This window comes from Pseudothioclava alba, from assembly GCF_033100795.1.
In the GTDB taxonomy this organism is placed as follows: Bacteria; Pseudomonadota; Alphaproteobacteria; order Rhodobacterales; family Rhodobacteraceae; genus Pseudothioclava.
The window spans coordinates 102,128-128,434 of record NZ_JAWLVI010000004.1 but is presented as its reverse complement, the minus strand read 5'-3'; the positions used below and the strand labels follow the sequence as shown (position 1 = coordinate 128,434).

General features: G+C 62.3%; 23 protein-coding genes and 1 tRNA gene. 13 read left to right on the top strand and 11 right to left on the bottom strand.

The window, feature by feature from the left end; all coding sequences use genetic code 11:
- Positions 1–119: 119 nt before the first annotated feature.
- The 3 genes from RYZ20_RS10595 to RYZ20_RS10585 are packed head-to-tail and all read left to right on the top strand — an operon-like array spanning position 120 to position 2,227.
- Positions 120–812, top strand: a complete 693-nt coding sequence (locus RYZ20_RS10595) for a TerB family tellurite resistance protein (protein ID WP_317673257.1) — start codon at positions 120–122, stop codon at positions 810–812.
- Positions 812–1,825 carry an endonuclease/exonuclease/phosphatase family protein gene (locus RYZ20_RS10590; protein ID WP_317673255.1) on the top strand — a complete coding sequence of 338 codons (1,014 nt, stop codon included), beginning with the start codon at positions 812–814 and terminating at the stop codon, positions 1,823–1,825. The genes RYZ20_RS10595 and RYZ20_RS10590 overlap by 1 nt, the downstream gene beginning before the upstream one ends.
- A gap of 30 nt (positions 1,826–1,855) precedes the next feature.
- Positions 1,856–2,227 carry an AAA+ family ATPase gene (locus RYZ20_RS10585; protein ID WP_317673253.1) on the top strand — a complete coding sequence of 124 codons (372 nt, stop codon included), beginning with the start codon at positions 1,856–1,858 and terminating at the stop codon, positions 2,225–2,227.
- Here the strand turns inward: RYZ20_RS10585 and RYZ20_RS10580 are convergent.
- Genes RYZ20_RS10580 through RYZ20_RS10565 form a run of 4 tightly spaced genes read right to left on the bottom strand, consistent with a single transcriptional unit; the run spans position 2,224 to position 7,815 of the window.
- Positions 2,224–3,774 carry a Ppx/GppA family phosphatase gene (locus tag RYZ20_RS10580; RefSeq protein WP_317673251.1) on the bottom strand — a complete coding sequence of 517 codons (1,551 nt, stop codon included), beginning with the start codon at positions 3,772–3,774 and terminating at the stop codon, positions 2,224–2,226. The two genes, RYZ20_RS10585 and RYZ20_RS10580, sit on opposite strands and share 4 nt — an antisense overlap.
- 50 nt (positions 3,775–3,824) lie before the next feature.
- Complete coding sequence (locus RYZ20_RS10575; protein WP_317673249.1) at positions 3,825–5,990, bottom strand: RNA degradosome polyphosphate kinase; 2,166 nt, start codon at positions 5,988–5,990, stop codon at positions 3,825–3,827.
- Positions 5,991–6,047: 57 nt separating this feature from the next.
- Positions 6,048–6,716 carry a P-loop NTPase family protein gene (locus RYZ20_RS10570; protein ID WP_317673247.1) on the bottom strand — a complete coding sequence of 223 codons (669 nt, stop codon included), beginning with the start codon at positions 6,714–6,716 and terminating at the stop codon, positions 6,048–6,050.
- 1 nt (position 6,717) lies between these two features.
- On the bottom strand, positions 6,718–7,815 hold the full coding sequence (locus tag RYZ20_RS10565; protein ID WP_317673245.1) for an AI-2E family transporter: 1,098 nt from the start codon (positions 7,813–7,815) through the stop codon (positions 6,718–6,720).
- 137 nt (positions 7,816–7,952) lie between these two features.
- On the opposite strand from RYZ20_RS10565, the gene RYZ20_RS10560 reads away from it, so the two are divergent.
- The 6 genes from RYZ20_RS10560 (at position 7,953) to RYZ20_RS10535 (ending at position 14,550) form a co-directional block, all read left to right on the top strand.
- Positions 7,953–9,380 (top strand): hypothetical protein, encoded by a 1,428-nt coding sequence (locus RYZ20_RS10560; RefSeq protein WP_317673243.1) that lies wholly within the window; start codon positions 7,953–7,955, stop codon positions 9,378–9,380.
- An 84-nt stretch (positions 9,381–9,464) separates the two neighbouring features.
- Entirely contained in the window at positions 9,465–10,805 is a 1,341-nt protein-coding gene (proS, locus tag RYZ20_RS10555) for a proline--tRNA ligase (protein ID WP_317673242.1), read from the top strand.
- A gap of 64 nt (positions 10,806–10,869) precedes the next feature.
- Complete coding sequence (locus RYZ20_RS10550) at positions 10,870–12,171, top strand: cytochrome-c peroxidase (protein ID WP_317673241.1); 1,302 nt, start codon at positions 10,870–10,872, stop codon at positions 12,169–12,171.
- Positions 12,172–12,258: 87 nt separating this feature from the next.
- Positions 12,259–13,551, top strand: a complete 1,293-nt coding sequence (locus RYZ20_RS10545; RefSeq protein WP_317673239.1) for a lipoprotein-releasing ABC transporter permease subunit — start codon at positions 12,259–12,261, stop codon at positions 13,549–13,551.
- A complete protein-coding gene (locus tag RYZ20_RS10540; RefSeq protein WP_317673237.1) occupies positions 13,544–14,230 on the top strand; it encodes an ABC transporter ATP-binding protein in 687 nt (228 codons plus the stop codon). Before RYZ20_RS10545 ends, RYZ20_RS10540 begins: the two co-directional genes overlap by 8 nt.
- On the top strand, positions 14,227–14,550 hold the full coding sequence (locus RYZ20_RS10535; protein WP_317673235.1) for an arsenate reductase family protein: 324 nt from the start codon (positions 14,227–14,229) through the stop codon (positions 14,548–14,550). The genes RYZ20_RS10540 and RYZ20_RS10535 overlap by 4 nt, the downstream gene beginning before the upstream one ends.
- A gap of 51 nt (positions 14,551–14,601) precedes the next feature.
- Here the strand turns inward: RYZ20_RS10535 and RYZ20_RS10530 are convergent, their stop codons facing one another.
- From RYZ20_RS10530 to phaC, 5 genes are all read right to left on the bottom strand, one after another.
- Positions 14,602–14,808 (bottom strand): cold-shock protein, encoded by a 207-nt coding sequence (locus tag RYZ20_RS10530; protein WP_317673233.1) that lies wholly within the window; start codon positions 14,806–14,808, stop codon positions 14,602–14,604.
- Between the two features lie 261 nt (positions 14,809–15,069).
- The gene (gene thrS / locus RYZ20_RS10525; RefSeq protein WP_317673231.1) at positions 15,070–17,016 is read right to left on the bottom strand and encodes a threonine--tRNA ligase; all 1,947 of its coding nucleotides are present in this window, start codon (positions 17,014–17,016) and stop codon (positions 15,070–15,072) included.
- A gap of 149 nt (positions 17,017–17,165) precedes the next feature.
- Positions 17,166–17,729, bottom strand: coding sequence for a polyhydroxyalkanoate synthesis repressor PhaR (gene phaR, locus RYZ20_RS10520; protein WP_317673229.1), 564 nt, complete (start codon positions 17,727–17,729; stop codon positions 17,166–17,168).
- Between the two features lie 212 nt (positions 17,730–17,941).
- Positions 17,942–18,388, bottom strand: coding sequence for a Phasin (locus RYZ20_RS10515; RefSeq protein WP_317673227.1), 447 nt, complete (start codon positions 18,386–18,388; stop codon positions 17,942–17,944).
- 239 nt (positions 18,389–18,627) lie between these two features.
- Positions 18,628–20,433 (bottom strand): class I poly(R)-hydroxyalkanoic acid synthase, encoded by a 1,806-nt coding sequence (gene phaC / locus RYZ20_RS10510; protein ID WP_317673225.1) that lies wholly within the window; start codon positions 20,431–20,433, stop codon positions 18,628–18,630.
- 103 nt (positions 20,434–20,536) lie between these two features.
- Here phaC and phaZ point away from each other — a divergent pair, with 103 nt between their 5' ends.
- The 4 genes from phaZ (at position 20,537) to RYZ20_RS10490 (ending at position 23,654) form a co-directional block, all read left to right on the top strand.
- Positions 20,537–21,823: a polyhydroxyalkanoate depolymerase gene (phaZ, locus tag RYZ20_RS10505; protein WP_317673223.1), complete on the top strand. Its 1,287-nt coding sequence runs from the start codon at positions 20,537–20,539 to the stop codon at positions 21,821–21,823.
- A 63-nt stretch (positions 21,824–21,886) separates the two neighbouring features.
- On the top strand, positions 21,887–23,020 hold the full coding sequence (locus tag RYZ20_RS10500) for an MFS transporter (protein ID WP_317673221.1): 1,134 nt from the start codon (positions 21,887–21,889) through the stop codon (positions 23,018–23,020).
- A gap of 47 nt (positions 23,021–23,067) precedes the next feature.
- Positions 23,068–23,526, top strand: a complete 459-nt coding sequence (locus RYZ20_RS10495) for a GNAT family N-acetyltransferase (RefSeq protein ID WP_317673219.1) — start codon at positions 23,068–23,070, stop codon at positions 23,524–23,526.
- A 54-nt stretch (positions 23,527–23,580) separates the two neighbouring features.
- Positions 23,581–23,654, top strand: a tRNA-Arg gene (locus RYZ20_RS10490).
- Positions 23,655–23,722: 68 nt separating this feature from the next.
- Here RYZ20_RS10490 and RYZ20_RS10485 read toward each other — a convergent pair.
- On the bottom strand, positions 23,723–25,006 hold the full coding sequence (locus RYZ20_RS10485) for an NAD(P)/FAD-dependent oxidoreductase (protein WP_317673217.1): 1,284 nt from the start codon (positions 25,004–25,006) through the stop codon (positions 23,723–23,725).
- A 194-nt stretch (positions 25,007–25,200) separates the two neighbouring features.
- Positions 25,201–26,283, bottom strand: coding sequence for a BMP family ABC transporter substrate-binding protein (locus RYZ20_RS10480; protein WP_317673215.1), 1,083 nt, complete (start codon positions 26,281–26,283; stop codon positions 25,201–25,203).
- Between the last annotated feature and the right edge of the window lie 24 nt (positions 26,284–26,307).

The window sequence follows — 26,307 nt, the reverse complement described above, 5'->3', positions numbered from 1 at the left end:
CTCGGATGAATTCGTAAAAGGGCAGGGGAAACCTTGCCCTTTTCGTGTTTTTGGCGCTTGAATGCGCACGAGGTTTTGAAGGTGGTGCAATCGGGCTTCGGGCGCGCTAGATTTGAGTTATGGACAAGCCGGTTTCTCTTTGGTCGCGCATCGCACATGCATTGGCCGCCCTTGGGCGCGGCGAGGGGCTGTCGAGCGTCTTTGACCATCTGCGCGCGCCGCCCGAACGCACTGTGGCCTTTACAATCGCGGTGATCGCGCTTGGCGCGAAGATGGCAAAGGCCGACGGTCAGGTGACGCGCGACGAGGTGACGGCCTTCCGCCGCGTGTTCCAGATCCCAGCGGGTGAAGAGGATAACGCCGCGCGCGTGTTCAACATGGCGCGCACCGATGTGGCGGGGTTCGATGCCTATGCGCGCAAAATCGCGGGCATGTTTGGCGCGGGCAGTCCGGTTCTGAAAGACCTGCTCGAGGGGCTGTTCACCATCGCGATGGCGGATGGCGAATATCACGAGGCCGAGGATGCATTCCTGCACGAGGTCGCCTCGATCTTCGGGCTGGAGGAATGCTGTTTCCGCGCGCTTCGGGCGAGCTATGTTCCCGACGCCGATCCCGACCCGTTTACCGTGCTTGAGATTGCGCCGGATACCCCCATCGACGCGGTGCGCAAGGCGTGGCGCGCCGCCGTGCGCGAGGCCCACCCCGATCGCGCCATCGCGCGCGGCCTGCCACCCGAGGCAGTGCGTCTGGCCGAGGACCGCGTGCACGCGCTGAACAAGGCCTGGGAGGAGATCAAGGGGAGGGCTGCGTAATGCGGATCGCGACCTATAACGTCGAGTGGTTCACCAACCTGTTCGACCGCAACGGCAAGCTTCTGGAGGATGACCAGTGGTCGGCGCGCTATAACGTGACGCGGGCAGAACAGCTTGGCGCGCTTGGCATCGTGTTCACCGCGCTTGACGCCGATGTCGTGATGGTGATCGAGGCGCCCGACAACAACAGCCGCCGCCAGACCGAGCCGATGCTCGAAGCCTTCGCCGCGCATTTCCAGTTGCGCCAGCGCAAGGCATTGGTGGGGTTTTCGAACGATACGCAGCAGGAAATCGCGCTGCTTTACGATCCCGATGTGGTCAGCGCCGTGCATGACCCGCAAGAGGGCGACCCCGAGGCGCCGCGCTTTAACGGCTCTTTGCGCATTGATCTGGATATTGACGCGACGATGGACACGGTGACGTTTTCCAAGCCGCCCCTTGAGGTCGCGCTGGAAACCAAAGCGGGGCGCAAGCTGCGCCTCATCGGGGTGCATATCAAGTCGAAAGCGCCGCATGGGGCGACCAGTCCCGAAACCGAGACCCGCATCGCGATCGAGAACCGCCGCAAGCAACTGGCGCAATGCATCTGGCTGCGCCGCCGGATCGACGCGCATCTGGCCGCGGGCGACAGCCTGATCGTCCTGGGCGATTTCAACGATGGTCCGGGGCTGGACGAATACGAAAAGCTGTTCGGGCGCTCGGGGCTGGAGATCGCTTTGGGCGAGGGGCGTCCGCTCAGCGAGCGGATGCGCGACCCGCACGCACGGCTGCGCAGGCCGCATGTAACGGCCGCGATGCCCTCGTCCGCACGGTTCTATCTGCCCGAGCAGGGGCAGTATTTCTCGGCGATGCTGGACTATGTCATGCTCTCGCCCGATCTGTGCGCCGATGCGCCCGCATGGCGGATCTGGCACCCGTTCGACGACCCCGCCTGCTATCGCACGCCCGAACTGCGCGAGGCGCTGTTGCAGGCCTCCGACCACTTTCCGGTGAGTGTCGATATTTCACTCTGACCCGCGCGCGCGGGGTGGTATAGTCGCGCCATGAAGAGCTTTGTAACGATCCCCGTTGTCGTGCTGGCCGGATGGCTGGCGGCTGGTCCCGTGCTTGCGCAAGAGGCTGAAACCCCGCCCGAAGGCGACCTTGAGGAAGGTATGAGCCTTCTGGAAAAGGGTATGGCGATGGTGCTGCGCGGTGTGCTGGACGAGATGGAACCAGCCCTGGGCGAAATGCAGCGCGGCATCGAAGAAGCGGGACGCGACCTTGCGCCTGCGGTCGACAAGCTGATCTCGCTCTTGGACGACATCCGCAACTATGACGCGCCCGAGCGCCTGCCGAATGGCGATATTATCATCCGCCGCCGCCCGGATGCGCCAGCTTATGTTGACCCCGCGCCGGAAACGACCGAGCTTTAGGGGAATTTCACCCGCGGCTTGGCCTTGAGCGCAGAGGCGAGCGAGGCAAAACGCGCCTCGGCCACTTCGCCAAAGAGCCCTGCACCTTTTTGTGTCAGCGTCAGTGTCAGCGTTTGTTTTTTTGGCGAATATTCCAGCTCGCCCGCCTCTTGCGGGCTGTGCAGCGCGAACATCGCCCCGAAACGCATCGCCTTGCCCAGAACCTCGGCTTCGTTCAGATCGTCCTCGCTGAGCAGATCGAAGAGATAGCTGAACCGCGAGCCGTTGCGCGAATTCTTGTAGCGGTGCAGCAGCGCCACCCCCAGATAGACCCGCTCGGGGTGCGACAGTGCCGCCATATTGGCGCGGGTCACGTTATCGAAACAGGCCTCGGCGCGGTAATCGGGATGGGTGCGCCATGTCGTGTCGTGCAACAGACAGGCGGCGCGGATCAGGCGGAATTTCTCGGGGGCGGCATTGGCGAAAATCGGCGCGATGAAATTGTGCAGGCGTTTGCCGAAGCCAGGAAGCCGCGATTGCGTGCGCTCAGAGTGGCGGCAGGCCTCGATCAGCGGGTCGCGGCGGCGCAGGCGCTCGGGCATCTGCTCGTAAAGCATCCCCTCGCGGATACCATAGGCCGAGACGTCGATCTCTTTGGGTGCGAAGGTCGTGACCAGTTCGCGCAACACCTGCGCGGCCCAAGGCACCAGCGACATGCGCGCCGAGGATGTGCCGGTTTTTGAACGCAGCGCATCCAGATCATTCGCGCCGATCCAGTCGAGCGTTTCTACAAGCGTGTCGGGCATCATCCGGTATTCGTGCAGCACCACCAGCGGATAGTTGCGCCGCTCCATGTCAAGCCGTGCAATCGCGCGCCACGATCCGCCCACCAGATAGATCCGGTCGTGATCGGTGCCGACCTGATCGGCCAGTTCGCGGATCGTCGCCTTGATATGGGCGGCCTGATCCTTTTTCGGGATCTGCATCAGCCGGAAGGGGCCAAGCTGCGAGGTCACGCGCCGCCAGACCTTGCCGCCGCGCACCTCGGCCAGCTCCATCGAGTTGCCGCCGATGTCGCAGATCAGCCCTTCGGCCTCGGGCCAGCCCAGAAGCACACCCTGCGCGGACAGCCGCGCCTCCTCGATCCCGTCGATGACGTGGATATGCAGGCCGGTTTCCTTTTCGATCTGGCGCTTGAACTCGGGGCCGTCCTCGGCGTCGCGCATGGCGGCGGTGGCCACACAGGTCAGCGGGCCGATGTCCATGCCCTTGGCCAGCAGCGCAAAGCGCTTGAGGGCCGCGAAGGCGCGCTTGCGCCCCTCGGGGCTAAGCCGTCCGGTTTCGGCCAGACCTTGCCCCAGCCCCGCCATGACCTTTTCGTTGTAGAAATAGGCAGGCGAGCGCGCGGCCCCGTCAAACACCACCATCCGCACCGAGTTCGACCCGATGTCGACCACCCCCACGCGCGACAGCGCCCGCGCCGAGGGATCGTCGAACAGCGGCACCCCGAACGGATCCCAGTCATCGCCAAGCGTCAGCGGGCGGGAGGACGAGTGGTCAGCGTTCATGCAGTGGCCTTTGTTGCTGGCGGGGGTGTCCCCCCCGCGCGAGCCTAGTGTCAGTCGAAGCTATGGGCAAGCTTTGGCACGTCTTTTGCGCCCGCCGAGCCGCGCCCCGAAAGCGAGGGGTATTCCATGAAGAAGCGGTGGCAACTGAACAGGTCTTCCTTGCCTTCGGGCAGCGGGCGGACAAAGCGTCCGTCGGGCTGGAGGATCCAGCTTTGCGCCTCGTCGGCAAGGTTCGCGGCCATGATCTGGTTGACGATCTGCGCCTTCACCGTGTCGTTCATCGCCTCGACCAGCGTCTCCACGCGACGGTTAAGGTTGCGCCCCATCCAGTCAGCCGACGAAAAGAACACCCGCGCCTTTTTCGACGACAGCCCGTGTCCGTTGCCGAAACAGACGATCCGCGAGTGTTCAAGGAACCGCCCGACGATGGATTTCACGCGGATATTCTCGGACAGACCCTTGATGCCGGGGCGCACGCCGCAGATGCCGCGGATAATCAGGCTGATCTTCACGCCCGCCTGCGAGGCCTCGTAAAGCGCGTCGATGACCACGGGGTCGATCAGCGAGTTCATCTTGGCCCAGATTTCGGCGGGGCGGCCCGCGCGGGCGTATTCGGCCTCTTTCGCGATCAGGTCCAGAAGGCGGGGCTTCAGCGAAATCGGTGAAATCGCAAGGTTTTCAAGCCCCTCGGGCTGCACATAGCCCGACAGATAGTTGAACACCTTGGTCGCATCGCGCCCCAAGGCGCTGTCGCAGGTAAAGAAGCTGAGATCGGTGTAGATTTTCGCGGTGATCGGGTGGTAGTTGCCGGTCCCGTAGTGCGTGTAGGTGACAAGCTGATCCCCCTCGCGGCGCACCACGGTCGAGATCTTCGCGTGGGTTTTGTAGTTGATAAACCCATAGACCACATGCGCACCCGCACGTTCCAGCCGGCGCGACTGGCGGATGTTGGCGGCCTCGTCAAAGCGGGCTTTCAGCTCGACCAGCGCAGTGACGGATTTGCCCGCCTCCGCCGCCTCGCAGAGCGCCGAGACGATCGGGCTGTCCTTGGAGGTGCGATACAGCGTCTGCTTGATCGCCAGCACATTCGGGTCCGAAGCCGCCTGATTGAGGAAGCGCACCACCATATCGAAGGTCTCGTAGGGGTGATGCAGCAGCATGTCCTTTTGCCGGATCGCGGCGAACATATCGCCCTCGTGGTCCTGCACGCGCTCGGGCACGCGCGGCGTGAAGGTGGGCCACATCAGATCGGCGCGCTCGGACAGCACCAGCTCTTTCAGATCGGCAATGCCCAGAAGCCCCTTCACCTCGACGACCTCGTCATCCGAGACGTGCAGCTCGTCCATGATCAGCGATTTGAGGCTTTCGGGCGCGCCTGCGGTGATTTTCAGGCGGATCACCTGTCCGCGGCGGCGGCGTTTCAGCGCCGTTTCGAACTCGCGCACCAGGTCTTCGGCCTCGTCCTCGACCTCAAGATCGCTGTCGCGCAGCACGCGGAAGGCGCAATGGCCCGCGTCGCTATAACCCGGAAACAGCATGTCCAGATGCAGAAGCAGCAGGTCTTCGAGCGGCAGGAAGCGCGGGCCACCGGGCAGCCGCACAAAGCGGTCGATCTGCTGCGGGATCGGCAAAAGCGCCTGCAAGCGGCGTTTGTCCGCTTTGCGCTCCAGCTCCAGCGCCAGACAAAAGCCGGTGTTGGGGATGAACGGGAAGGGGTGCGCGGGGTCAATGGCCAAGGGCGAGAGCACCGGAAAGACCTTGTGCAGGAAGTGATCCTCAAGGAAGGTCCGGTCGCGTTTGGTCAGTTTCGAGCGCGGCACAAGGTGGATGCCTTCGCCCTCCATCTCGCGCTTGAGCTTGTTCCAGGTGGTCTGCTGCGCGGCCAAAAGGCGGCGCGCGTCCGCGTTGATCAGCACAAGCTGTTCGGCAGGCGTCAGCCCGTCATGCGACGGCGTCGTGTTTCCCTCGCGCACCAACTCTCGCAGGCCCGCCACGCGGACGGTGTAAAACTCGTCCAGGTTTGTCGCCGAGATCGAGACAAACCGCACCCGCTCCATCAGCGGCACGCGCGGGTTCGTCGCCTCTTCGAGGACGCGTGTATTGAACGCCAGCCACGACAGTTCGCGGTTGAAGAAACGCCTGGGGCCGGAGAGCACCTCTTTGGGCATCTCGACGGGGGCGGGGAAGGGGGTTCTTAGAAAATCAGCCTGTGTCATAGCGGCGCTTATCGTTGTGAATTGTAAAGGCGCGATGACAGCATTCTGCGCCCTGCGTCACAGAGTGTCCAGAACCTGCGCGGCAAGTTGGCGCGAGATTTTACGGCCCTCTTCCAGCGCACGGGTATCCAGCGCCTGAACCAGCTTGCGCGCGGTGGCAAGCGAGCGGTCCATCCGGGTTACCAGCCAGTCGATCAACTGCGGCTGCACGGTCAGTTGCCGGTCGTTGAAGAGCTTGACCAGAACAGCGGCGAGCAGAGCATCGTCGGGGGGCGAGATTCGCACCGAGGCGACCGAACCCATCCGCGAAATCAGGTCGGGCAGCGTCAGCCCCCAGTCGCGCGGCGGCGCGTCGGCGGTCATCAAGAATATGCGCCCCTCGGCCTGCATCAGATTGTAAAGGTGGAACAATGCTTCTTGCCGCGCCGGATCGGCTCCGATGGTTTGCGCATCCTCCAGCACCAGCGCCGAACGGGCGAGGGCTGGAATATCGGCATCCGTCAGGCGTGTCGCGGGCAGGATCGACGCCCCGCGCTCATCCGCCCAGATCTGCGCCAGATGCGACTTGCCCGCGCCCTCTGGGCCAATGAGCAGCATCCGCCCGCCGGGCCAGCCCTCAGGTGCGTCCAGCGTCGCCAGCGCCAGCGCATTCGCGGGCGCGACGAAGAAATCCTCGCGCCCCTGCGCCTGTTTCAGCGGCAGGTCAAATGCCAGTTGGCGGTTCATCTCAGGCCTCGTGCTCGTTTTCTTCTTGGGGCGTGCCGGAGCCTCGTCCGGTAATCCCGATATACAGCCTGCCCCCCAGATATTGGTCGAGGAAGAAACGTGCAACCACTCCGATCACTGCCGCGACCGGAACCGCGACCAGCATCCCCAGAAAGCCGAAAACCGTGCCAAAGGCCGACAGTGCAAAGAGCAGCCACAACGGATGCAGCCCGACCGAGGTGCCGACCAGTTTCGGCGTGATAATATTGCCCTCAAGGAATTGTCCGGCGGCGAATATCCCCGCGACAATCCCGATCGAGACCCAATCGCCCCAGAACTGGAACAGCGCCAGCCCGATGGACAGAACGCCCCCGATGATCGCGCCGACATAGGGGATGAAGGTCAGCGCGCCCGCGATCGAGCCGGCAACCAGCCCGAATTTCAGCCCCGCCAGCATCAGCGCAATCGAATAGAACGCGCCAAGCAGCAAACAAACGGAAACCTGCCCGCGCACAAAGCCCGACAATACCTTGTCGATGTCGCGCGCGATCTGGCGGATCGTTTCTACATGGTCGCGCGGCAGCCAGCCGTCGATCTTGGCGACCATCCGGTCCCAATCAAGCAGCATGTAGAAGGTCACCACCGGCACGACGACGATAAAGATGACCGCGTTGACGACGCTCATGGCGGAGCTGAGCAGCGTCTGCGCCAGCTCGCCGCCGCGCGCCTTGACGGTCTCGCCCAAGGTTGCCAGCGTTTCGTTGATGACCGAACCTTGCTCCATCATCGAAGGGAAGGTGGTGGTCAGGAAGGATTGCAGCCGTGCCGCAATATCGGGGGCCGAGGCGACAAGCTGGGTCAACTGGCGCATCAGCATCGGTAAGACCGCCAGCGACACCACCACGAAAGCCAGCGTCGCAACGACCGCTATCGTCGCGGTCGCGGCAACCCGCGTCAGGCCTAGTCGCTCCAGCCGGTCAGCCAGCGGATCAAGGAAATAGGCAATCGCGCCGCCCATGATGAAGGGCAGGATCACATCGCCAAGCCCCCAAAGCGCCAGCCCTGACAGAGCGATCGCCGCGCCCCAATAAACAACCTGTTGCCGCACCGGCAGGGACATAACCCGCTCCTTCTTACGAATACCCGTGCAAAATCGGGGTAAAGCGCGGAATTTTCAAGCGTATTGCCTCAAATCGGGGAATTGACCATTCCGGCGCGCCTCTTTCTAATGGGGGCGAATTTGTTAGAGGTGACGCTATGCCCCGTGTTCTGCGCCGTGCCGTGATGGCGATTTGTGTTCTGGCGGGGGCGGCTTTGCCTGCGGCATCCTTTGAAATCGAGACGGGTTTCGAGGCGCTGAACGATCCGCAAACCAAAATCGAAGGGCTGCACCGGCTGTATGTCGGGCACGAGGTCGCGCCGGGCCTGAGCTTTGGCCAGTCGATCTATTCGGCCGCCAGTGGCGATGCGGGGGGCGCGTTCTTCTGGGGCTTCGAAGCGGTCAAGACAATGCCGGTGAGCCCCGATCTATCCCTGAAATTGCAAGGGTTTATCGGTGGCGGTGGCGGGGCGGCGCAGGTTGTCGGTGACGGGCTGATGCTGCGCGCAGGTGTTGCTGCCGATTATGCGCTCTCGCCCCATTGGGGGCTGCAAGCGGGCGCTTCATGGATGCGGATCGCGGGGGCGAATATCGACGGGCCCGCGCTGGGCGTCGGGGTGCGCTATTCGGTCGATCCGGATCAGGTGCGCGCGGGCGGGGCGCTGTCCCTGCCGCTGCGCTCGGTCTCTCTCGGGGCGGCGCAGGTGGTGGCGCGCTCGGGCGCGCAGACCCGCGCAGGCCAGCCGCAACCCGATCTGAGCCTTGTCGGTGCCGAGGCGAGCTTTCTGCTGTCGGCCCGCAACGAGCTGACCTTCGGCGCGGCGGGGGCCGCGAAAGGCGGCGAGGGCTATATGCAGGTGATGGGCGGCCTGCGCCACCGCATCCCGATGGGGCCGGTTGATCTGTTTGGCGAGGCGGCGCTTGGCTTTGGCGGCGGCGGCGAGGTGGATACCGGCGCGGGGCCGCTGGTTTCCGTTGCGGGCGGGGTGAGCGTGCCGCTGGCCAATTGGCTGGATCTTGATCTGGCGGTGGGCGGCACCAAGGCGCTCTCGGGCGATCACGGCGGGGCTTTGGCCTCGGTGCGCCTCACGCGGGTGTTCAAGCGCGCAGCGGGCCAGTCGACCACCGGGAAGCCGCAGAAATGGGCCTATAGTTTCGGCGTTTCGGTGCAAGACCCGAACGCGGGGTTCCGCAAGGCGGGGGCACCCGGATCGGGCCGCCCGATTATGCAAGAAAGCTCGGTCGATATGTTCCTGACCGACCGCCTTTATCTGACGGGGAACGCGCAAACCGCGATGGGCGGCGAGGTGGCGGGCTATGCCATCGGTCTGTTGGGGCTTGGCTACGAGATGCCGCTCTCGCCGCGCTGGAGCGCCTCGGTCGAGGCGCATCTGGGCGCGGCAGGGGGCGGCGGCGTCAACGCGGCGGGCGGGCTGATCGGGGGCTTGCGCGCGGAACTGGACTGCGCGCTGCGCGACAACCTGCGCCTGTCGCTGGGGCTTGGCACGCTGCGGGCGCTGAAATCGGGCGGGCTTGCGCCCACGGTGGCGACGGTTGGCTTGAAAATCCCGTTCGAAACCCGCTAGGCGACCCCGCGCGGACACTTGCCCCGCTGGCCTAATTCCTCTAGGCCAAGTGGCGACAGATAACCCAATCCGCAGGACCGCCAGATGCGCCTTTCCCGCTATTTCCTTCCCGTTCTCAAAGAGAACCCCGCCGAGGCCCAGATCGTCTCGCACCGCCTGATGCTGCGCGCGGGCATGATCAAGCAGCAATCCGCAGGCATCTATTCGTGGCTGCCCTTGGGCTACAAGGTGCTCAAGCGGATCGAGCAGATCGTCCATGAAGAGCAAATCCGCGCGGGCCACATTCCGCTTTTGATGCCGACGCTGCAATCGGCGGACCTGTGGCGCGAAAGCGGGCGCTATGATGACTACGGTCAGGAAATGCTGCGCATCAAGGACCGTCATGGCCGCGATATGCTTTACGGTCCGACCAATGAGGAAATGGTGACGGACATCTTCCGCGCCCATGTCGAAAGCTACAAATCGCTGCCGCTGACGCTCTATCACATCCAGTGGAAGTTCCGCGACGAGATCCGCCCGCGTTTCGGCGTGATGCGGGGCCGCGAGTTCTTTATGAAAGACGGCTACACCTTCGACCTGACCCGCGAAGACGCGCTGCACGCCTATAACCGCCACCTCGTGAGCTATCTGCGCACCTACGAGCGTATGGGGCTTCAGGCGATCCCGATGCGCGCCGATGGCGGCCCGATCGGCGGCGATTATACGCATGAATTCCTCGTGCTGGCGGAGACCGGCGAATCCGAGGTCTTCTATGACAGCGAAGTGACCGATCTGACCTTCGGCGACCGCGAGATCGACTACGATAGCCGCGAAGAGTGTCAGGCCGTGCTGGAGGAATTCACCTCGCGTTACGCCCGCACCGACGAGACCCACGATGAAGCGCTGTTCAACGAAATCCCCGAGGAACGCCGCCGCGTCGCCCGCGGGATCGAGGTCGGGCAAATCTTCTACTTCGGCACCAAATACTCCGAGGCAATGGGCGCCACCGTCACCACCCCCGATGGTGCGCGCGTGCCGGTCGAGATGGGCTCGCACGGGATCGGCGTGTCGCGTCTTCTGGGCGCGATCATCGAGGCCAGCCACGACGAAAAGGGCATCATCTGGCCCGAAGGCGTCACCCCGTTCCATGCCGGTATCGTCAACCTCAAGCAAGGTGACGCCGCCTGTGATGCGGCCTGTGACGCGCTCTATAAGGCGATGGTCGCGGCGGGTCTTGATCCGCTTTACGACGACCGCGAAGAGCGCGCAGGCGCCAAATTCGCGACGATGGACCTGATCGGTCTGCCGTGGCGTGTGACGGTCGGCCCGCGCGGTCTGGCCAACGGTGTGGTCGAGCTGACCAGCCGTCGCACCGGCGAAAGCGAAGAGATGTCGGCCGAAGCCGCCGTTGCGCGCATCGCCGAGATTTACGCCGCTCACCGCTAAGAATTCCCCCCGTCGCATTGGTGGCGGGGGTATTATTATGTTCGGGTGTATGAAAGGGCGGACAATGGCTTCCAAGGGCGTTTTGATCGGGCTTTCGGCGTCAGTTGTCGCGCTGGCGGGGCTTGGCGCGGTGATGCTCTGGCCGCATGAGCCGGCGTTCGTTTCCCATTCGCGCCCCTCCGAGCATGACGCCAACCACCTTGAGCATATGGCCGGCGGCACTCACGCCGAGATCCACCAGATGATCCACGGGGACGATCAGGCGGCAAGCCCCGCCACGGCCCCTGCGCCCGCGACGCTTGAGGACTGGGGCGCGCTGTTGTTCATGGATACCAACCTGTCGCAAAACCGGACGCAAAGCTGCGCGACCTGCCACGATCCCGATTTTGCCTTTGTCGATCCGCGCGAAACGGCGGCGGGGCGTGCGGTGTCTTTGGGGGATGACGGGCGCTCTTTGGGCGACCGCAACACTCCAAGCGCGGCCTATGCGATGGCTTCGCCTGAGTTCCATCGCTCGGAAAAGGGGGAATGGATCGGCGGGCAGTTTCTGGACGGGCGTGCCGCGACGCTGGCCGATCAGGCCAAGGGGCCGCCGCTGAACCCGCTGGAAATGGGCTTGCCCTCGGTCGAGGCTGTGGCCGAGCGGCTGGCTGAAACGCCCGCTCATCGTGCGGCGCTAAAGCAGCTCGCGGGAATTGATGACCCGCTTGCCGATCCCGAGGCCAGCTTTGATGCGATGACCCGCGCGATAGCGGCTTTCGAGAAAACGCCGGTCTTTGCACCATTCGATTCCAGATATGACCGCTTTTTGCGTGGCGAGGTGCGGCTGACCGAAGAGGAAGAGCTGGGGCGTCTGCTGTTCTTTTCGTCCGAGTTTACAAATTGCAACATTTGTCACCAGCTTCAGGCGGGGCCGCTGTCACTGAATGAGACTTTTTCAACATATGCCTATCACAACATCGGCGTTCCGGCGAACCGTAAGGCGCGGGCGCTAAACGGTGCCGCGGCGGATTATCGCGATAACGGGTTGTTGGACAATCCCGACATTTCGCAAGAGGACATGCGCGGGCGTTTCAAGGTTCCATCGCTTAGAAATGTCGCAGTAACAGAGCCTTACATGCATAATGGCGTGTTTGAAGACCTGCGCACGGTTGTTCTGTTCTATAACAAATACAACTCGGCCCTGCCTGAGGACCAGATCAACCCTGAAACGGGCGCCCCTTTTGCTGCGCCCGAGGTTGAGGGCACTTTGTCTATGACAGAACTCGAAACCGGCCCGGCTCTGGATGACAAGCGGATCGACGCGATCGTCGCTTTTCTGAAAACCCTGACCGATGCGCGCTACGAACATCTGCTGGGGGAATAACGCGCGCCGAACGGCTCTGTGATCGGGCGCGGGCTTGACCTTTCGGGCATAAGAGGCGAGCGTGCCGCATCTTTTGGATTAGACCCGATGGCCACCCGAACAGCACCTTTCGCCCCTTTCGAGTTTTTGATCGCCTGGCGATACCTCCGCGCGCGCCGCGCCGAGGGGGGCGTGTCGGTGATGACATGGATTTCGCTGATCGGGATCATGCTGGGCGTTGCCGCGCTGATTGCGACACTGGCCGTGCGTGCGGGCTTTCGCGCCGAATTTGTTGATACGATCCTTGGTTCGAACGCACATGTGACGGTCTATTCCGCACCGATGGAAGTGGTCGAAGGCTCGGGCGCCTATTCCACGCTGATGCGCGACTACGCCGACCGCGCCGCCCGGATTGAGGCGATCCCCGGTGTGACCCGCGCTGCCCCCTTGATCCGCGGGCAGGTGATGGTCAGTAGCGGGAACCGCTCGAATGTTGCGGAAGTCTATGGAATTTCAGAGAAAAACATGAAAACCATCCCGCGCGTCGCAAACCCGCAAGACAGCCTTGGTGACATTAGTCGCTTCTCGGATGGGATCGCGATGGGCTCGGGGCTGGCGCGGGAGCTTGGCGTCGGGCTTGGCGATAAGGTCAAGCTGATCTCGCCCGACGGGGCGAAGACCGCCTTTGGCACCAGCCCGCGGGTTAGCGCCTATCCGGTCACTTATATCTTCACCGCTGGCCGGTGGGACATTGACCGGACGCGCATCTATATGCCGTTTGCCGAGGCGCAGAGCTATTTCAACCGCGAAGCCGGGGCTGACGAGATCGAGGTGATGGTGGACACGCCTGAAACGCTTGATCCATTTCTGCCGCCGCTGGTGCAGGCGGGGGGGGCTGGCACGATGCTCTGGACGTGGAAGGACAGCTCGTCGTCGTTCCTGCGCGCACTGGACATCGAGGATAACGTGATGTTCGTGATCCTCTCGATTTTGGTTTTGATCGCGGCGATGAATATCACCTCGGGGCTGATTATGCTGGTCAAGAACAAAGGGCGCGACATCGGCATTTTGCGCACGATGGGCCTGACCGAAGGCTCGGTGATGCGGGTGTTTTTCCTGTGTGGCGCGTTTACGGGCGTGATTGGCACGGTGGGCGGGGTGATCCTTGGCTGCCTGTTCGCGGTCTATATCGACGAGGTGATGTCCTTCGTGAACTGGCTGAACGGTGGCGGTGCGTGGGATCCCTCGATCCGCGGCATTTACGAGCTTCCGGCCAAGTTGCAGGGCTATGATGTGGCGAAAGCTGTGGCGCTGTCGCTTGGGCTGTCTTTTGTCGTGACGATCTTTCCGGCGCGTCGCGCGGCGCGTCTGAACCCGGTGGAGGCCTTGCGCTATGAGTGATGTGCTGACGCTGGAGATGATCGAAAAGTGCTATAATCGGGGTGCTCCGGGCGAGATTTCGGTCCTGAAAGGTGTGAATTTAACAATTTCCCGAGGTGAGGTCGTGGCCCTTGTCGCGCCTTCGGGCGCAGGGAAATCGACGCTTTTGCATATCGCGGGGCTGCTGGATACGGCGGATCGGGGACGTGTTGTGCTGAATGGTCAGGACATGAGCGGTGCGTCGGACCGTCGCCGGACAGAGGCGCGGCGCACCGATCTGGGCTTTGTCTATCAGTTCCACCACCTGCTGCCCGAGTTCTCGGCGCTGGAGAATGTCGTTCTGCCGCAGTTGGCGAATGGTGTTGCGCGGGGGGCGGCCGAGGCGCGGGGGCAGGCGCTTTTGGCTACTGTCGGCCTATCGGCGCGGGCCAGCCATCGTCCGTCTGAACTTTCGGGCGGAGAGCAACAGCGCGTCGCCTTTTGTCGGGCACTGGCCAACCAGCCCAAGCTGTTGCTGGCCGATGAGCCGACCGGCAACCTTGATCCGGCGACCTCGGACACGGTGTTTGCGGCGCTGATGGGGCTGGTGCGGGACACCGGTCTGTCGGCCCTGATCGCGACGCATAATCTGGAGCTGGCCGCGCGGATGGACCGTGTGATGCGCCTTGAGGCGGGGCATTTGACAGAGGATCAGCCATGATCGTTTACGGGATCAAATCTTGCGACACGGTGAAGAAGGCGCTGAAGGCGCTGGAGGGGGCAGGTCGTGCGCCCGAGTTTCGCGATGTGCGAGGGGCGCCGCTGACCGACGCGGAAATCGCGCGCTTTGTGGCGGCATTTGGCGAAGCTCTGGTGAACAAATCCTCGACCACCTGGCGCGGCTTGACTGATGATGAACGCGCCGCCCCCGTGGCCGATCTTATCGCCCGGCATCCGACGCTGATGAAGCGCCCCGTGATCGAAGAGGGCGAGACGCGCACGCTTGGCTGGAAGGCCGATGCGCAGGCCGTCTGGATATGAAAAGACCCGCAAGATCGCTCTTGCGGGCCGAATTCTTGACCGAGGAAATCCTCAGAGAAGCTGCAGGTCCGAAGCCGAAGCGCGGCCGTCGCGGCCTTCTTGCAGTTCGTAGCTGACTTTCTGGTTGTCGTTCAGACCTTTGAGGCCCGCGCGCTCAACAGCCGAGATGTGGACGAAAACGTCCTTGCCACCCTCGTCGGGTGCGATGAAGCCGAAGCCTTTGGTCGAGTTGAACCATTTGACGGTGCCCGTAGCCATACCGTTCTCCTTTTCGAATTTCCCTCAGGCGAGATTGCCCGGGGCCGTGCAGCCAGGTCTTTCAAATCTTCCGGCTGCCCCGTTTGTGAGAAGGGAGGCGGTAGGAAAGGTAGCAGTCACATGCGCAATAGAGTGCCACAAGCATCCGGAAATGCAATTGAAATTCCGATGACAGGCCAAGCCCATAGAAATTCGAAGAAAAACGCCGCGACCGGGGAAGGGGCGCGGCGTTTGCGGCTCAACTGAAGGCTGATTCTGCGGTCAGAGCAGATCGGGCGGGGTCGCCTCGGCCTTAAGCTGTTCGATCAGCGTGTCGATGGCGACGGTCTCGGTGCGGTTTTCACCCAGACGACGCACGGAAACGGTGCGCTCCTCGATCTCGCGCATCCCGACCGCAAGGATCACCGGCACTTTGCCAAGGCTGTGCTCGCGCACCTTGTAGTTGATCTTCTCGTTGCGGGTGTCGGTCTCGGCGCGGATGCCCGCGGCGCGCAGCATCTCGGTTACCTCGCGCACATAATCGTCCGCGTCCGACACGATCGAAGCTACAACCACCTGACGCGGCGCCAGCCAGAACGGCAGTTTGCCCGCGTGGCTTTCGATCAGGATACCGATGAAGCGCTCGAACGAGCCAAGAACCGCGCGGTGCAGCATGACGGGGCGGTGACGCTCTCCATCCTGACCGATATAGCTTGCATCCAGACGCTCGGGCAGGTTCGGGTCCACCTGAAGCGTGCCGCATTGCCATTCGCGCCCGATGGCGTCGGTCAGCGTGAATTCAAGCTTCGGCCCGTAGAATGCGCCTTCGCCTTCCTGAATCTCATACTGATAGCCTGCCGCGTTGCACGCATCGCCAAGCGCCTTTTCGACACGGTCCCAGCTTTCATCCGAGCCGATGCGCTTTTCAGGCCGGGTCGAGAGCTTGATCGTCCAGTTCTCGAAGCCCAGATCGGCATAGATCATCGCCAGAAACTCGATGAATTTCCTTGTCTCGGATTCGATCTGCGCATCGGTGCAGAAAATGTGGGCATCGTCTTGCGTGAAGCCGCGCACGCGCATGATGCCATGCAGCGCGCCCGAAGGCTCATAGCGGTTGCACGAGCCGAATTCGGCCATGCGGAGCGGCAGATCGCGATAGGATTTCAGGCCGACGTTGAACACCTGCACATGGCACGGGCAGTTCATCGGTTTCAGCGCATTCACGGTTTTTTCGCGGGCATGATCCTCGTCCACTTCGACGATGAACATGTTTTCCTGATAGTTCTCCCAGTGGCCCGAGGCCTCCCAGAGCTTGCGGTTCACCACCTGCGGCGTGTTCACCTCGACATAGCCGTCGCGGTCCTGCTGGCGGCGCATGTAGTCTTGCAGTGTGGTGTAGATACGCCAGCCGTTCGGGTGCCAGAAGACCTGCCCCGGAGCCTCTTCCTGCATGTGGAACAGGTCCATCTCGCGGCCCAGTTTGCGGTGGTCGCGCTTGGCGGCCTCTTCCATCATGGTCAGGTGGGCTTGCAGATCCTTGCGGTTCTTGAAGCCCACGCCGTAGATACGCTGGAGCATCGGGCGGGTGTTGTCGCCCAGCCAATAGGCGCCTGCGACATGGGTCAGCTTGAACGCATCCGCCGGCACCTGTCCGGTGTGTTGCAGGTGCGGGCCGCGGCAAAGATCCTGCCATTCGCCATGCCAATACATGCGGATGTCCTCGCCCTCGGGGATGCGGGCGATAAGTTCGACTTTGTAGGGCTCGTTCGTGTCTTCGTAATGCTTGATCGCGCGGGCACGGTCCCAGACCTCGGTTTTCACCGGATCGCGGGCGTTGATGATCTCGCGCATCTTCGCTTCGATCTGGCCAAGGTCTTCGGGGGTGAAGGGTTCGGTGCGGTCGAAATCGTAGAACCAGCCCTTGTCGCGGACCGGGCCAATGGTGACTTTGACGTCGGGCCAGATCTCTTGCACCGCGCGCGCCATGATATGCGCCAGATCGTGGCGGATCAGCTCAAGCGCCGGTTCGTCATCCTGCATCGTGTTGATCGCGATTTGCGCATCCGCAGTGATCGGCCATTGCAGATCGAAATGCGCGCCGTTCACCTGTGCCGAGATCGCCTTTTTCGCCAGCGAGGTCGAGATGCTTGCAGCCACTTCGGCGGGCGTGGTGCCGGCCGGATAGTCGCGCGAATTTCCATCGGGGAAGGTGAGGGTGATTTGGGACATCGGTTGTCCTCCTCGTCAGTTTGGCGCCCACGGAACGCCCGGTTGCGGGTTATGATGGGGTGCTTTTGCGCCGCGCGGGCGGCAGTGTCAACGCGCGAACGGAAAACGCGCCCCGAAAAGGGCGCGTTTCGTGGGATTTTATCGCGAAATCAGAGCTTCGAGAGCTTGGATTGCAGATCGGCGAGCTGCTTTTTGATCGCGTTCAGCTCTTCCTTGCCGTCCTGCTTGCCGGTGCTTTCGTCCTCGGGTGCGGGGCCGGATGATCCGGTCGTTCCCCAGCCTTTCATCATCTGTTCCAGAAAGGCCTGTTGCTGGCGCTGCAGCGCGTCAAACCCCGGCATCGAGGCCATCGGGTTCGGCATATGGGTCAGGTTTTCCATCATATGCGACTGGCCCTCGCGCAGCATCTCGAACGAGGCGGCAAGGAATTGCGGCACGACCGACTGCGCCGAAGTCGTATAGGAGCGCACCAGATCGGTCAGCACATCGACGGGCAGCACATTCTCGCCGCGGCTTTCGTGCTCGGCGATGATTTGCAGCAGATACTGGCGCGTCAGGTCATCGCCCGATTTCAGATCGACGATCTGCACCTCGCGCCCCGCGCGGATGAATTTCGCGATGTCCTCAAGCGTGACGTAATCGCTGGTCTCGGTATTGTAGAGCCGACGGCTCGCATACCGTTTAATCAGCAACGGCTTTTCATCACTCGCCATCTTATCCTCCCCGGGTGCGTGCTTATTATGCGCTTGCGGCGAGTTTGATGCGGCGCGGCGGCAAAAGCAACAATCTTGTTGCCCAGGGGCCGCAACGGAAAAGGGCGAGCCGGTGGCTCGCCCAGTTCGGGACCGCTGCAATCGGGAGGAGGAGATCGCAGCGGCAGTAATCCGTCGGGCGCCGAAGGGGGAGGAGGGCGCCCGGAACCGGATTATTTCGCAGCAGCCGCTTTCTTAGCGGTTTCGGTTGCGGTCGCAGTGGCTTTTTTCACAGCTTCCGAGGCTTCTTCCGACAGGTCTTTGCCAGCAGCCATCATCAGCTCGACGGTTTCCATCTGCACTTTTTTCGCGATTTCAGCGAAGGCAGCCAGGTTTTCAGCAGCCAGTTCAGCCGAAGCCGAAGCGAAGTCGTTGACGGCTTTCGCGTAGTCAGCCGGCTCTTCCTGGGTTTTGGTCAGAGCGCCGACTTTGGTCAGAGCGTCTTTCGCCCATTTCGACGAAACTTCGGTCGATTTCTCAGCAGCTTCCAGAGCCACTTTCGAGAATTTCTCGCCGATCGCGGCTTGCGATTTGAAGGCGTCCTGGAACTTGGCTGCGTCCACCGGGAACGAAGCCATCATGTCCTGCATGATCTTGGTGTAATCTTGGGTCTTAGCCATTTTAAGTCTCCATTCACGAGAGCCATATCCGAATGCGCGGCCCGTTCGCATCAGTCTGTCGCGTCGGTGTGACGCCTTGTATGAAGACAGATATAAATGCTGCGGTGCAGCAAATCAAGAAAAAAACGCTGCGTCGCAGAAACTTCACAATCATTAACCAACAAATAGTTAATAAATAAAGGCGCGGAAGCTATTCCGCGCCCTTGGCTTGAAAAATGCCGCGTCGCAGCAATTCCAGCTTAAATCGCAACATTCTCCGAGACATAGGTGCCCGGCGCCGGGGCCAGAACGGGGTGGTTTTTGCCCCCCGGCTCGCGGGCTGGCACCATCCTGCCGGATTTCTCGGCCAGCCATTCGCCCCATCGCGGCCACCAGCTCCCCTGGTTATAGGTGGCTGTGCCCTTCCATTCGTTCGGGTTCTCGATCGGCAGATCCGAGGTGTAATGCCCGTATTTGTTCTTTGAGGGCGGGTTCACGATGCCGGCGATATGGCCCGATTCGGAGATGATGAAGGTCTTGTCCTTCGATCCCATCTTCGCGACCCCGTTGAACGAGGCGATCCAGGGCGCGATATGGTCGGTCTCGCAGGCAATCGCCATTAGCGGCACCTTCACATCCGACACCTTCAGCACTTCTCCGCAAACCTCGATCCCATCGCGCGAGAACCTGTCGGCCTGACACAGACCGCGCAGATACTCGGTCGCCATGCGGCCCGGCAGGTTGGTGGAATCGCCGTTCCAGAACAGCAGGTCAAAGGCGGGCGGCGCCTCGCCCATCATGTAAGAGCGGATCGCGGGCTGATAGATCAGGTCATTGGCGCGCAGGAAGCTGAAGGTCCGCGTCATGAAATAGCTCGACAGGATGCCGTCTTGCTGGATCTGCGCCTCGATCCCGTCGACGAAATCGTCTTGCAGGAACGAGGTGAACTCTCCCTGATCCGAAAAATCGGTCAGCGTGGTGAAGAAGGTTGCCGATTTGATCGACTTGTCGCTGCGCTTGTCCAGAAGCGAAAGCGTCAGTGAAAGCGTGGTGCCCGCGATGCAATAGCCGACCGCATTCACCTGCTTTTCGCCGGTGATCTGCTTGGCCTGCTCGATCGCGGTCAGGTAGCCTTCTTCGATATAGGTATCCATGCCGACATCTGCATAGCTGGCGTCGGGGTTCTTCCATGCCACCACAAACAGCGTGAACCCCTGATCGACGATCCATTTGATCAGCGAGTTCTGCGGTTTGAGATCAAGAATGTAGAATTTGTTGATCCACGGCGGGAAGATCACCAAGGGCGTTTTATGCACCTGCTCGGTCGTGGGCTTATACTGGATCAGTTCGAACATGCGGTTGCGATAGACGACCGACCCTTCGGTGGTGCCGATATTGCCGCCCACGGTAAAGGCGTTCTTGTCGGCCAGCGTGACCAGCAGGTCGCCGCGGTTCTGCTCGATGTCGCGGACAAGGTTTTCCATCCCGCGCACAAGGCTTTCGCCCTCGGTCTCGATCGCGCGTTCCAGCGCGTCGGGGTTGGTCGCGAGGAAATTCGTCGGCGCCATCAGGTCGATAATCTGGCGGGTGAAATACTCCAGCCGCTTGCGGTCGGTATTATCCAGCCCGTCAAGGCGGTTCATCGCATCCTCAAGCGCGCGCGACGACATCAGATACTGCTGTTTGATGAAGTTGAAATAGGGGTGGCTGTCCCACAGCGGGTTCTTGAAGCGGCGGTCGGTCGGGCCGGTGTTTTCTGGCGGTTTCATGCCGCCTTTCGCCAAGGCCTCGCTTGCCTCCATGTAATGCTTCACGGCATCGGCCCAGTAATTGACCTGCGCCTCCAGCATCTTCGAGGGGCGCTCGGCCATTTCCTTCATGAAAGCAGCCGATGCGGTCATATAAAGGTCAAGGCCCGGGCCGTCCAAAGCGGGTGTATGCGGGCGTTTGCGCGAGACAGCTTCGACCATCCGTTGCGTCAAATCCTCGATCTTTGCCAGATTTTCCTGCATCTGCGCGCTCATCTGAGGGGCAGCGGCTTCTTCGGCCTCGTCTTTAGTTGTCATGACGCATTTTCCTCCCTATCTTCACTTCAACCATAATGCTGCTTTTCAGGGGCCGTAAAGCGGGGTTTTGGAGTTATTTAGGCCGGATGGGAGATGCCGCCTCATGAAGGGTATGATGAGCTACGACCTGATGGAGACCATCAGGAATACTAACGAATGGATGGGAGCATCCGCGCGGGCTATGGCCTCTTACCCGATCTGGGGACTCGCGCCGCATCCGATGTTCAAGGCGCTGTCCGCATGGGGCCGCGTGACCGAGCGGTCTTTTGCCCGCATGGTGATCAAGCCCGACTGGGGCATCCGCTCGATTACGGGAGACGACGGCCGCGACCATCTGGTCAGTGTCGAGACTCTGATCGACAAGCCGTTCGGCGGGCTGATCCATTTCAAGGTGACGGGCCGCGAGCCGATGGCGCGCCGTATTCTGCTGGTCGCGCCGATGTCGGGGCATTACGCGACGCTCCTGCGCTCGACCGTGGCCTCGCTGTTGCCCGACGCCGACGTCTATGTGACCGATTGGCATAACGCGCGCGATATTCCGGTCTCCGAGGGCAAGTTCGACATCGAGGATTACACCCTCTACCTGGTCGAATTCATGAAATTCCTCGGGCCGGACATCAATGTGATCGCCGTGTGCCAGCCCGCGCCCCTGACGCTGGCCGCCACCGCCTATCTGGCCGAAGAAGAGCCCGAGGCGCAGCCGCGCACGCTGACGCTGATCGGTGGGCCGATTGACCCCGACGCCGCCGCGACCGAGGTGACCGACTTTGGCCGCCGCGTCACGATGGGGCAGCTTGAACATATGGTGATCCAGCGCGTCGGCTTTAAATATAAAGGCGCGGGCCGCCTGGTCTATCCGGGCCTGATGCAGCTTGCCTCGTTCATCTCGATGAATGCCGACAAGCACTCCAAGGCGTTTTCCGACAAGATCATGGCCGAAGCCAAGGGCGAAGGGTCTGAACACGACCACCACAACCGCTTCTATGACGAATATCTCTCGGTGATGGATATGACGGCCGAGTTCTACCTCTCGACGGTGGAACGCATCTTCAAAGGGCTGGAGATCGCGCAGAACAAGTTCACCATCAACGGCAAGACTGTAGATATTGGCAAGATCACCACGGTCGCGGTGAAAACCGTCGAAGGCGCGAATGACGACATTTCCGCGCCGGGGCAATGTGTGGCGGCACTTGATCTGTGCACCGGCGTGCCGGACGCGATGAAGGCGCAGCACCTTGAGCCGGGCGCGGGGCATTACGGCATCTTCGCGGGTGGCTCGTGGCGGACGAATATCCGTCCGCTGGTGCTTGATTTCATCGACACCCATGCTGGAGGGGTCAAGCCTTTTCGCAAGGGGCGCTCGAAGGTGACGCCGATCCGCGCCAATTAAGGGACGACGGAACGGCAGCAAAACAGGGCGCGCCCCCGGGCGCGCCTTTTCATGGGGACAGGAATGGAGCCTGAGGCAGATACACCGCAGACGCGCCGCGCGACGCGGCTGTCATTTATGGTGGCGGGGCTGGTGTCGGCCTGCTGGGCGCCGCTTGTGCCTTTGGCCAAGGCGCGCAGCGGGATCGGCGAGGGGGAGCTTGGGCTTTTGCTGTTGTGCCTCGGGATCGGGTCGCTGATCGCGATGCCGCTGACGGGGTGGATTTCGGCGCGCGCGGGGGCGCGTCCGATGGTGCTGGCCGGCGGAGCGGGGCTGGTTCTGGTGCTGCCTGCGCTGGCGGTGTTTTCGGCGCCTCTGGCGCTGGCGGGCGCGCTTTTGCTGTTCGGCGCGGCGCTTGGCACGCTGGATGTGGCGATGAATGTCCACGCGGTCGAGGTTGAACGCGCCGCCCCGCGCCCCCTGATGTCGGGCTTTCACGCGATGTTCAGCCTTGGCGGGATCATCGGGGCAGGGGGGATGGTTGCCCTTTTGTCGCTGGGGCTGTCGCCTTTTGCTGCGACGCTGGTCGCCAGCGGGCTGTCTGCGCTGGCGCTTGGGATGGCGGCGCCCGATCTCTTGCGCGCGCAAGGCGGAGAGCCGCTGCCGCTGGCGCTGCCGCGCGGGCCGGTGTTGCTGCTCGCGGCACTGACGGCGATCGTGTTTCAGGTCGAAGGGGCGGTGCTGGACTGGGGCGCACTGCTGGCGATCGGGCGCGGTCTGGTCACGCCCGAGGGCGCGGGGCTAGGCTTTATGCTTTTTGCCACCGCCATGACGGTGGGGCGGTTCACGGGGGACCGAGTGGTGCTGCGTTTCGGGGCGTTTGCGGTGCTGGTGGCGGGCGGTCTTTGCGCCATTGCGGGGATCGCGCTCTTGTTGCTGGCGCCGCCGGTTCCGGCGCTTGCGGGGTTTGTGCTGATCGGGTTGGGGGCGTCGAACCTTGTGCCGGTGCTCTTTAGCCTTGCGGGACGGCAAAGCGTGATGCCTGCGGGGCTGGCCATCGCGGCGGTGACGACCACGGGTTATGCAGGTATCCTCGTGGCACCTGCGGGGATCGGCTATGTCGCCGAGGCTACAAGCCTGCCGACCGCATTCTGGATACTTGCGGGCTTTATGGCGCTGGTGCCGCTGAGTGCGCGGGCGATAACGCGGGCCGGGTGACGCCGCGCCCCTCTTGCCTTTTGCGAACGCCCGCGTAGCTTGGCGCCATGATAACGATCACGCTCGAACACCCCGTTCAGGAAGACCTCGCGTTGCTGCACGCGCGCCATCACGGCGCGATGCATGCCGACACCCCGCCCGAGTCGATCCATATGCTCCCGCCTGACGCGCTGGCGAAACCCGGTATCCGGTTCTATGTCATGCGCGAAGCGGGGCGTGCGCTTGGCATGGGGGCGCTGAAGGCGCTGTCGGGCACTCATGCCGAAATCAAGTCGATGCATGTGCTGATGGAGGAACGCGGGCGCGGGCTGGCGCGGCTCATGCTGGACCATCTGATCGCCGAGGCGCGGGTTGCGGGGATTGTGCGGCTCAGCCTTGAAACCGGCGCGCAGCCCTCGTTCGCGCCCGCGCGGCGGCTTTATGAGGTCGCGGGCTTTGCCTATTGTGACCCGTTCGAGGGCTACCACCCCGATCCGATGTCCGCCTTCATGACGCTGGAAATCTAGCCTCGGGCGCTTGCCGATGCCCGAAGGGCGCGCTAAAGCTCGTCCCGCGCGTCTGGCCCCTTAGCTCAACTGGATAGAGCAGCCGACTTCTAATCGGCAGGTTGAGGGTTCGATTCCTTCAGGGGTCGCGCGCTTGTCCTGACCGGCAAACGAAAGGCGGGCCTGACGCCCGCCTTCCTGTGGTTTTCCGAAAGTCCTAGCCCTTCTTGACGGCCTTCAGCTTGTCTATCCCCAAGAGCTTCATCAGCTTACGCTCGTAAAAGGTTTCCGAGGTGCCCTTGCGCAGCTTGTGGATAAAGTATTTCTCGAAGGCGGCCTTCGCCCAGTGGACCCATTTGCCCTGGCTCGACCAGTTGACATTGCGTGGCGGGATCTGCGGTTGCGCGACAAAGGCGATGCCCTGATCGCCGAAATCGGCAAGGCAGACAGCGTTCCATGTGCCGACCTCGTCGGGCTCTTGCCCGCGCACGATATTGCCGATGTTATGCGCGGTTGCCGTGACCATCGATTCAATCATGAAGCCGGTTTTCGGCACGCCGCAGGGAACGGGAGTCGGCCCCATCGGCGGAATGGCGACACAAACGCCAACCGCAAAGATGTTCTGATACTTCGGGTTGCGCTGGTATTTGTCGACGATGGTAAAGCCGCGCGGGTTCGACAGCCCCTCGATGCCCGACACGGCGGGAATGCCGCGGAAGGCGGGCAGCAGCATCGAATAGCCAAACGGCATTTCGCTGGTCGCCTTGACCGAGCCGTCATCGGCGATTTCCTCGACGAACATCTTGCCGTCCTCGACCTTCTGGATGCGCGAGGAGGTTTTCCACTTGATGTGGCGCTCGCGCATGGCCGATTCCAGCAGACCCTTGGTGTCGCCCACGCCATCAAGGCCAAGGTGGCCGACATAGGGCTCCGAGGTCACAAAGGTGATCGGCACCTGATCGCGGATCTTGGCGCGGCGCAGCGCGGTATCAAGGATGAAGGTGAATTCGTAGGCCGGACCATAGCAGGACGCGCCCTGCACGGCGCCAACGATGATCGGCCCCGGGTTCTCGCAGAAGCGGTCAAAGGCAACGCGGGCGGCCTCGGCATGGTCGACGTGGCAGATCGACTGGGTGAACCCGTCGGGACCAAGCCCCTCGATCTCGTCAAAGGCCAGTTCGGGGCCGGTGGCGATGACCAGATAGTCGTAGGACACGCTCTCGCCATTCTCCAGCTCGACCCGGTTTTCATCGGCATGAAGCTTTTTCGCAGCAACCGGAATGAAGTCGATGCCGCGTTTTTTCATTGTGGGCGCAAGATCGACCGTGATGTCCTTGCGATCCCGCCAGCCAACGGCGACCCACGGGTTGGACGGCACGAAGTGATACTTCGGGTCCTTGGTGATGACGGTGATCTTGTCTTCCTTACGCACCGAGTCACGCAGCTCATACGCCTGAATTGCGCCACCCAGACCTGCACCGAGAACAACGATATGTGCCATGAATTCCTCCCTATGTTGCCGGAAGCCAGCCCCGAGCCAACCTATTTGTATGCGCGAGATTGAATATGTCTTTGATGCAGGTCAAGGGAAACTGCTGGAAAGGCAGGAAATTAAAGCGATTCTAATCGGTGCGCGGCCCCATGAAAAAGGCGGGCCGGTTTCCCGACCCGCCTTTCCTGTTTTCGAGCACTGCCTTAGTTCGGCAGTTCGGCGGTGATGCCTTCGACGAAGAAGTTCATGCCGGCCAGATCGCCGTCATTGGCAACTTCGCCATCCGCCAGCCAGGCCGAGCCGTCTTGTTTGTTCAGCGGGCCGGTGAAGGGGTGGTAGGTGTTGGTGCGCATCGATTCAACAAGCGCGAGCGCCTCTTCCTTGACTTCGGCCGGAACGGCGTCCGAGATCTCGCCGATGCCGACCATGCCGGTGTCGATGCCGCCCCAGGCGCCCTCGGAGGCCCAGCTACCGTCCATCACCGCGCCAACGCGCTGAACGTAATAGGGCGCCCAGTTGTCGATGGTCGAGGACACGCGCGGCATCGGTGCAAAGGACGACATATCCGACGCCTGACCGAAGGTGATGACGTTGCCAGCTTCCTGCGCTTTGGCCTGCGGCGCGGTCGAGTCGGTGTGCTGCATGACCACATCGACGCCTTCTGCGATCAGGGCTGCGGCGGCGTCAGCCTCTTTCGCCGGATCGAACCAGGTGTAGGCCCAGACGACCTTCATCTCGACGTCGGGGTTGACCTTCTTAGCGTGGATATAGGCGGCGTTGATGCCCTGAATGACCTCGGGGATCGGGAAGGAGCCGATATAGCCGATCTTGTTCGACTTGGTCATGCGCCCGCCGATGGTGCCCTGAACCGCGCGGCCCTGATAGAAGCGCGCGTCATAGGTGGAGACGTTGTCGGCGCGCTTGTAGCCGGTGGCGTGTTCGAACTTCACATCGGGGAATTTGGCCGCGACATTCATCACCGCATCCATATAGCCGAACGAGGTCGCGAAGATCAGCTTGTTGCCTTGCAGCGCAAGCTGGGTCAGGGCGCGCTCGGCGTCCGGGCCTTCGGGAACCGATTCCATAAAGGTTGTCTGCACCTTGTCGCCATAGGCGTCGACGATCGCCTGACGGCCCTGATCGTGCTGATACGACCAGCCCATGTCGCCCACGGGGCCGACATAGATGAAGCCGACTTTCAACGCTTCTTCGGCAAATGCCGGAAGGCTGGCGGCGGCCAGAACGGCGGCGGCTGCGGTGGTGGTAAGGAAGGATCTGCGCTTCATGGGAACTCCCGTTGGTTTGCGGGC

Coding starts and splice junctions, on each gene's coding strand:
- RYZ20_RS10595 (WP_317673257.1), top strand. CDS start 120: ATGGACAAGCCGGTTTCTCTTTGGTCGCGCATCGCACATGCATTGGCC.
- RYZ20_RS10590 (WP_317673255.1), top strand. CDS start 812: ATGCGGATCGCGACCTATAACGTCGAGTGGTTCACCAACCTGTTCGAC.
- RYZ20_RS10585 (WP_317673253.1), top strand. CDS start 1,856: ATGAAGAGCTTTGTAACGATCCCCGTTGTCGTGCTGGCCGGATGGCTG.
- RYZ20_RS10580 (WP_317673251.1), bottom strand. CDS start 3,774: ATGAACGCTGACCACTCGTCCTCCCGCCCGCTGACGCTTGGCGATGAC.
- RYZ20_RS10575 (WP_317673249.1), bottom strand. CDS start 5,990: ATGACACAGGCTGATTTTCTAAGAACCCCCTTCCCCGCCCCCGTCGAG.
- RYZ20_RS10570 (WP_317673247.1), bottom strand. CDS start 6,716: ATGAACCGCCAACTGGCATTTGACCTGCCGCTGAAACAGGCGCAGGGG.
- RYZ20_RS10565 (WP_317673245.1), bottom strand. CDS start 7,815: ATGTCCCTGCCGGTGCGGCAACAGGTTGTTTATTGGGGCGCGGCGATC.
- RYZ20_RS10560 (WP_317673243.1), top strand. CDS start 7,953: ATGCCCCGTGTTCTGCGCCGTGCCGTGATGGCGATTTGTGTTCTGGCG.
- proS (WP_317673242.1), top strand. CDS start 9,465: ATGCGCCTTTCCCGCTATTTCCTTCCCGTTCTCAAAGAGAACCCCGCC.
- RYZ20_RS10550 (WP_317673241.1), top strand. CDS start 10,870: ATGGCTTCCAAGGGCGTTTTGATCGGGCTTTCGGCGTCAGTTGTCGCG.
- RYZ20_RS10545 (WP_317673239.1), top strand. CDS start 12,259: ATGGCCACCCGAACAGCACCTTTCGCCCCTTTCGAGTTTTTGATCGCC.
- RYZ20_RS10540 (WP_317673237.1), top strand. CDS start 13,544: ATGAGTGATGTGCTGACGCTGGAGATGATCGAAAAGTGCTATAATCGG.
- RYZ20_RS10535 (WP_317673235.1), top strand. CDS start 14,227: ATGATCGTTTACGGGATCAAATCTTGCGACACGGTGAAGAAGGCGCTG.
- RYZ20_RS10530 (WP_317673233.1), bottom strand. CDS start 14,808: ATGGCTACGGGCACCGTCAAATGGTTCAACTCGACCAAAGGCTTCGGC.
- thrS (WP_317673231.1), bottom strand. CDS start 17,016: ATGTCCCAAATCACCCTCACCTTCCCCGATGGAAATTCGCGCGACTAT.
- phaR (WP_317673229.1), bottom strand. CDS start 17,729: ATGGCGAGTGATGAAAAGCCGTTGCTGATTAAACGGTATGCGAGCCGT.
- RYZ20_RS10515 (WP_317673227.1), bottom strand. CDS start 18,388: ATGGCTAAGACCCAAGATTACACCAAGATCATGCAGGACATGATGGCT.
- phaC (WP_317673225.1), bottom strand. CDS start 20,433: ATGACAACTAAAGACGAGGCCGAAGAAGCCGCTGCCCCTCAGATGAGC.
- phaZ (WP_317673223.1), top strand. CDS start 20,537: ATGAAGGGTATGATGAGCTACGACCTGATGGAGACCATCAGGAATACT.
- RYZ20_RS10500 (WP_317673221.1), top strand. CDS start 21,887: ATGGAGCCTGAGGCAGATACACCGCAGACGCGCCGCGCGACGCGGCTG.
- RYZ20_RS10495 (WP_317673219.1), top strand. CDS start 23,068: ATGATAACGATCACGCTCGAACACCCCGTTCAGGAAGACCTCGCGTTG.
- RYZ20_RS10485 (WP_317673217.1), bottom strand. CDS start 25,006: ATGGCACATATCGTTGTTCTCGGTGCAGGTCTGGGTGGCGCAATTCAG.
- RYZ20_RS10480 (WP_317673215.1), bottom strand. CDS start 26,283: ATGAAGCGCAGATCCTTCCTTACCACCACCGCAGCCGCCGCCGTTCTG.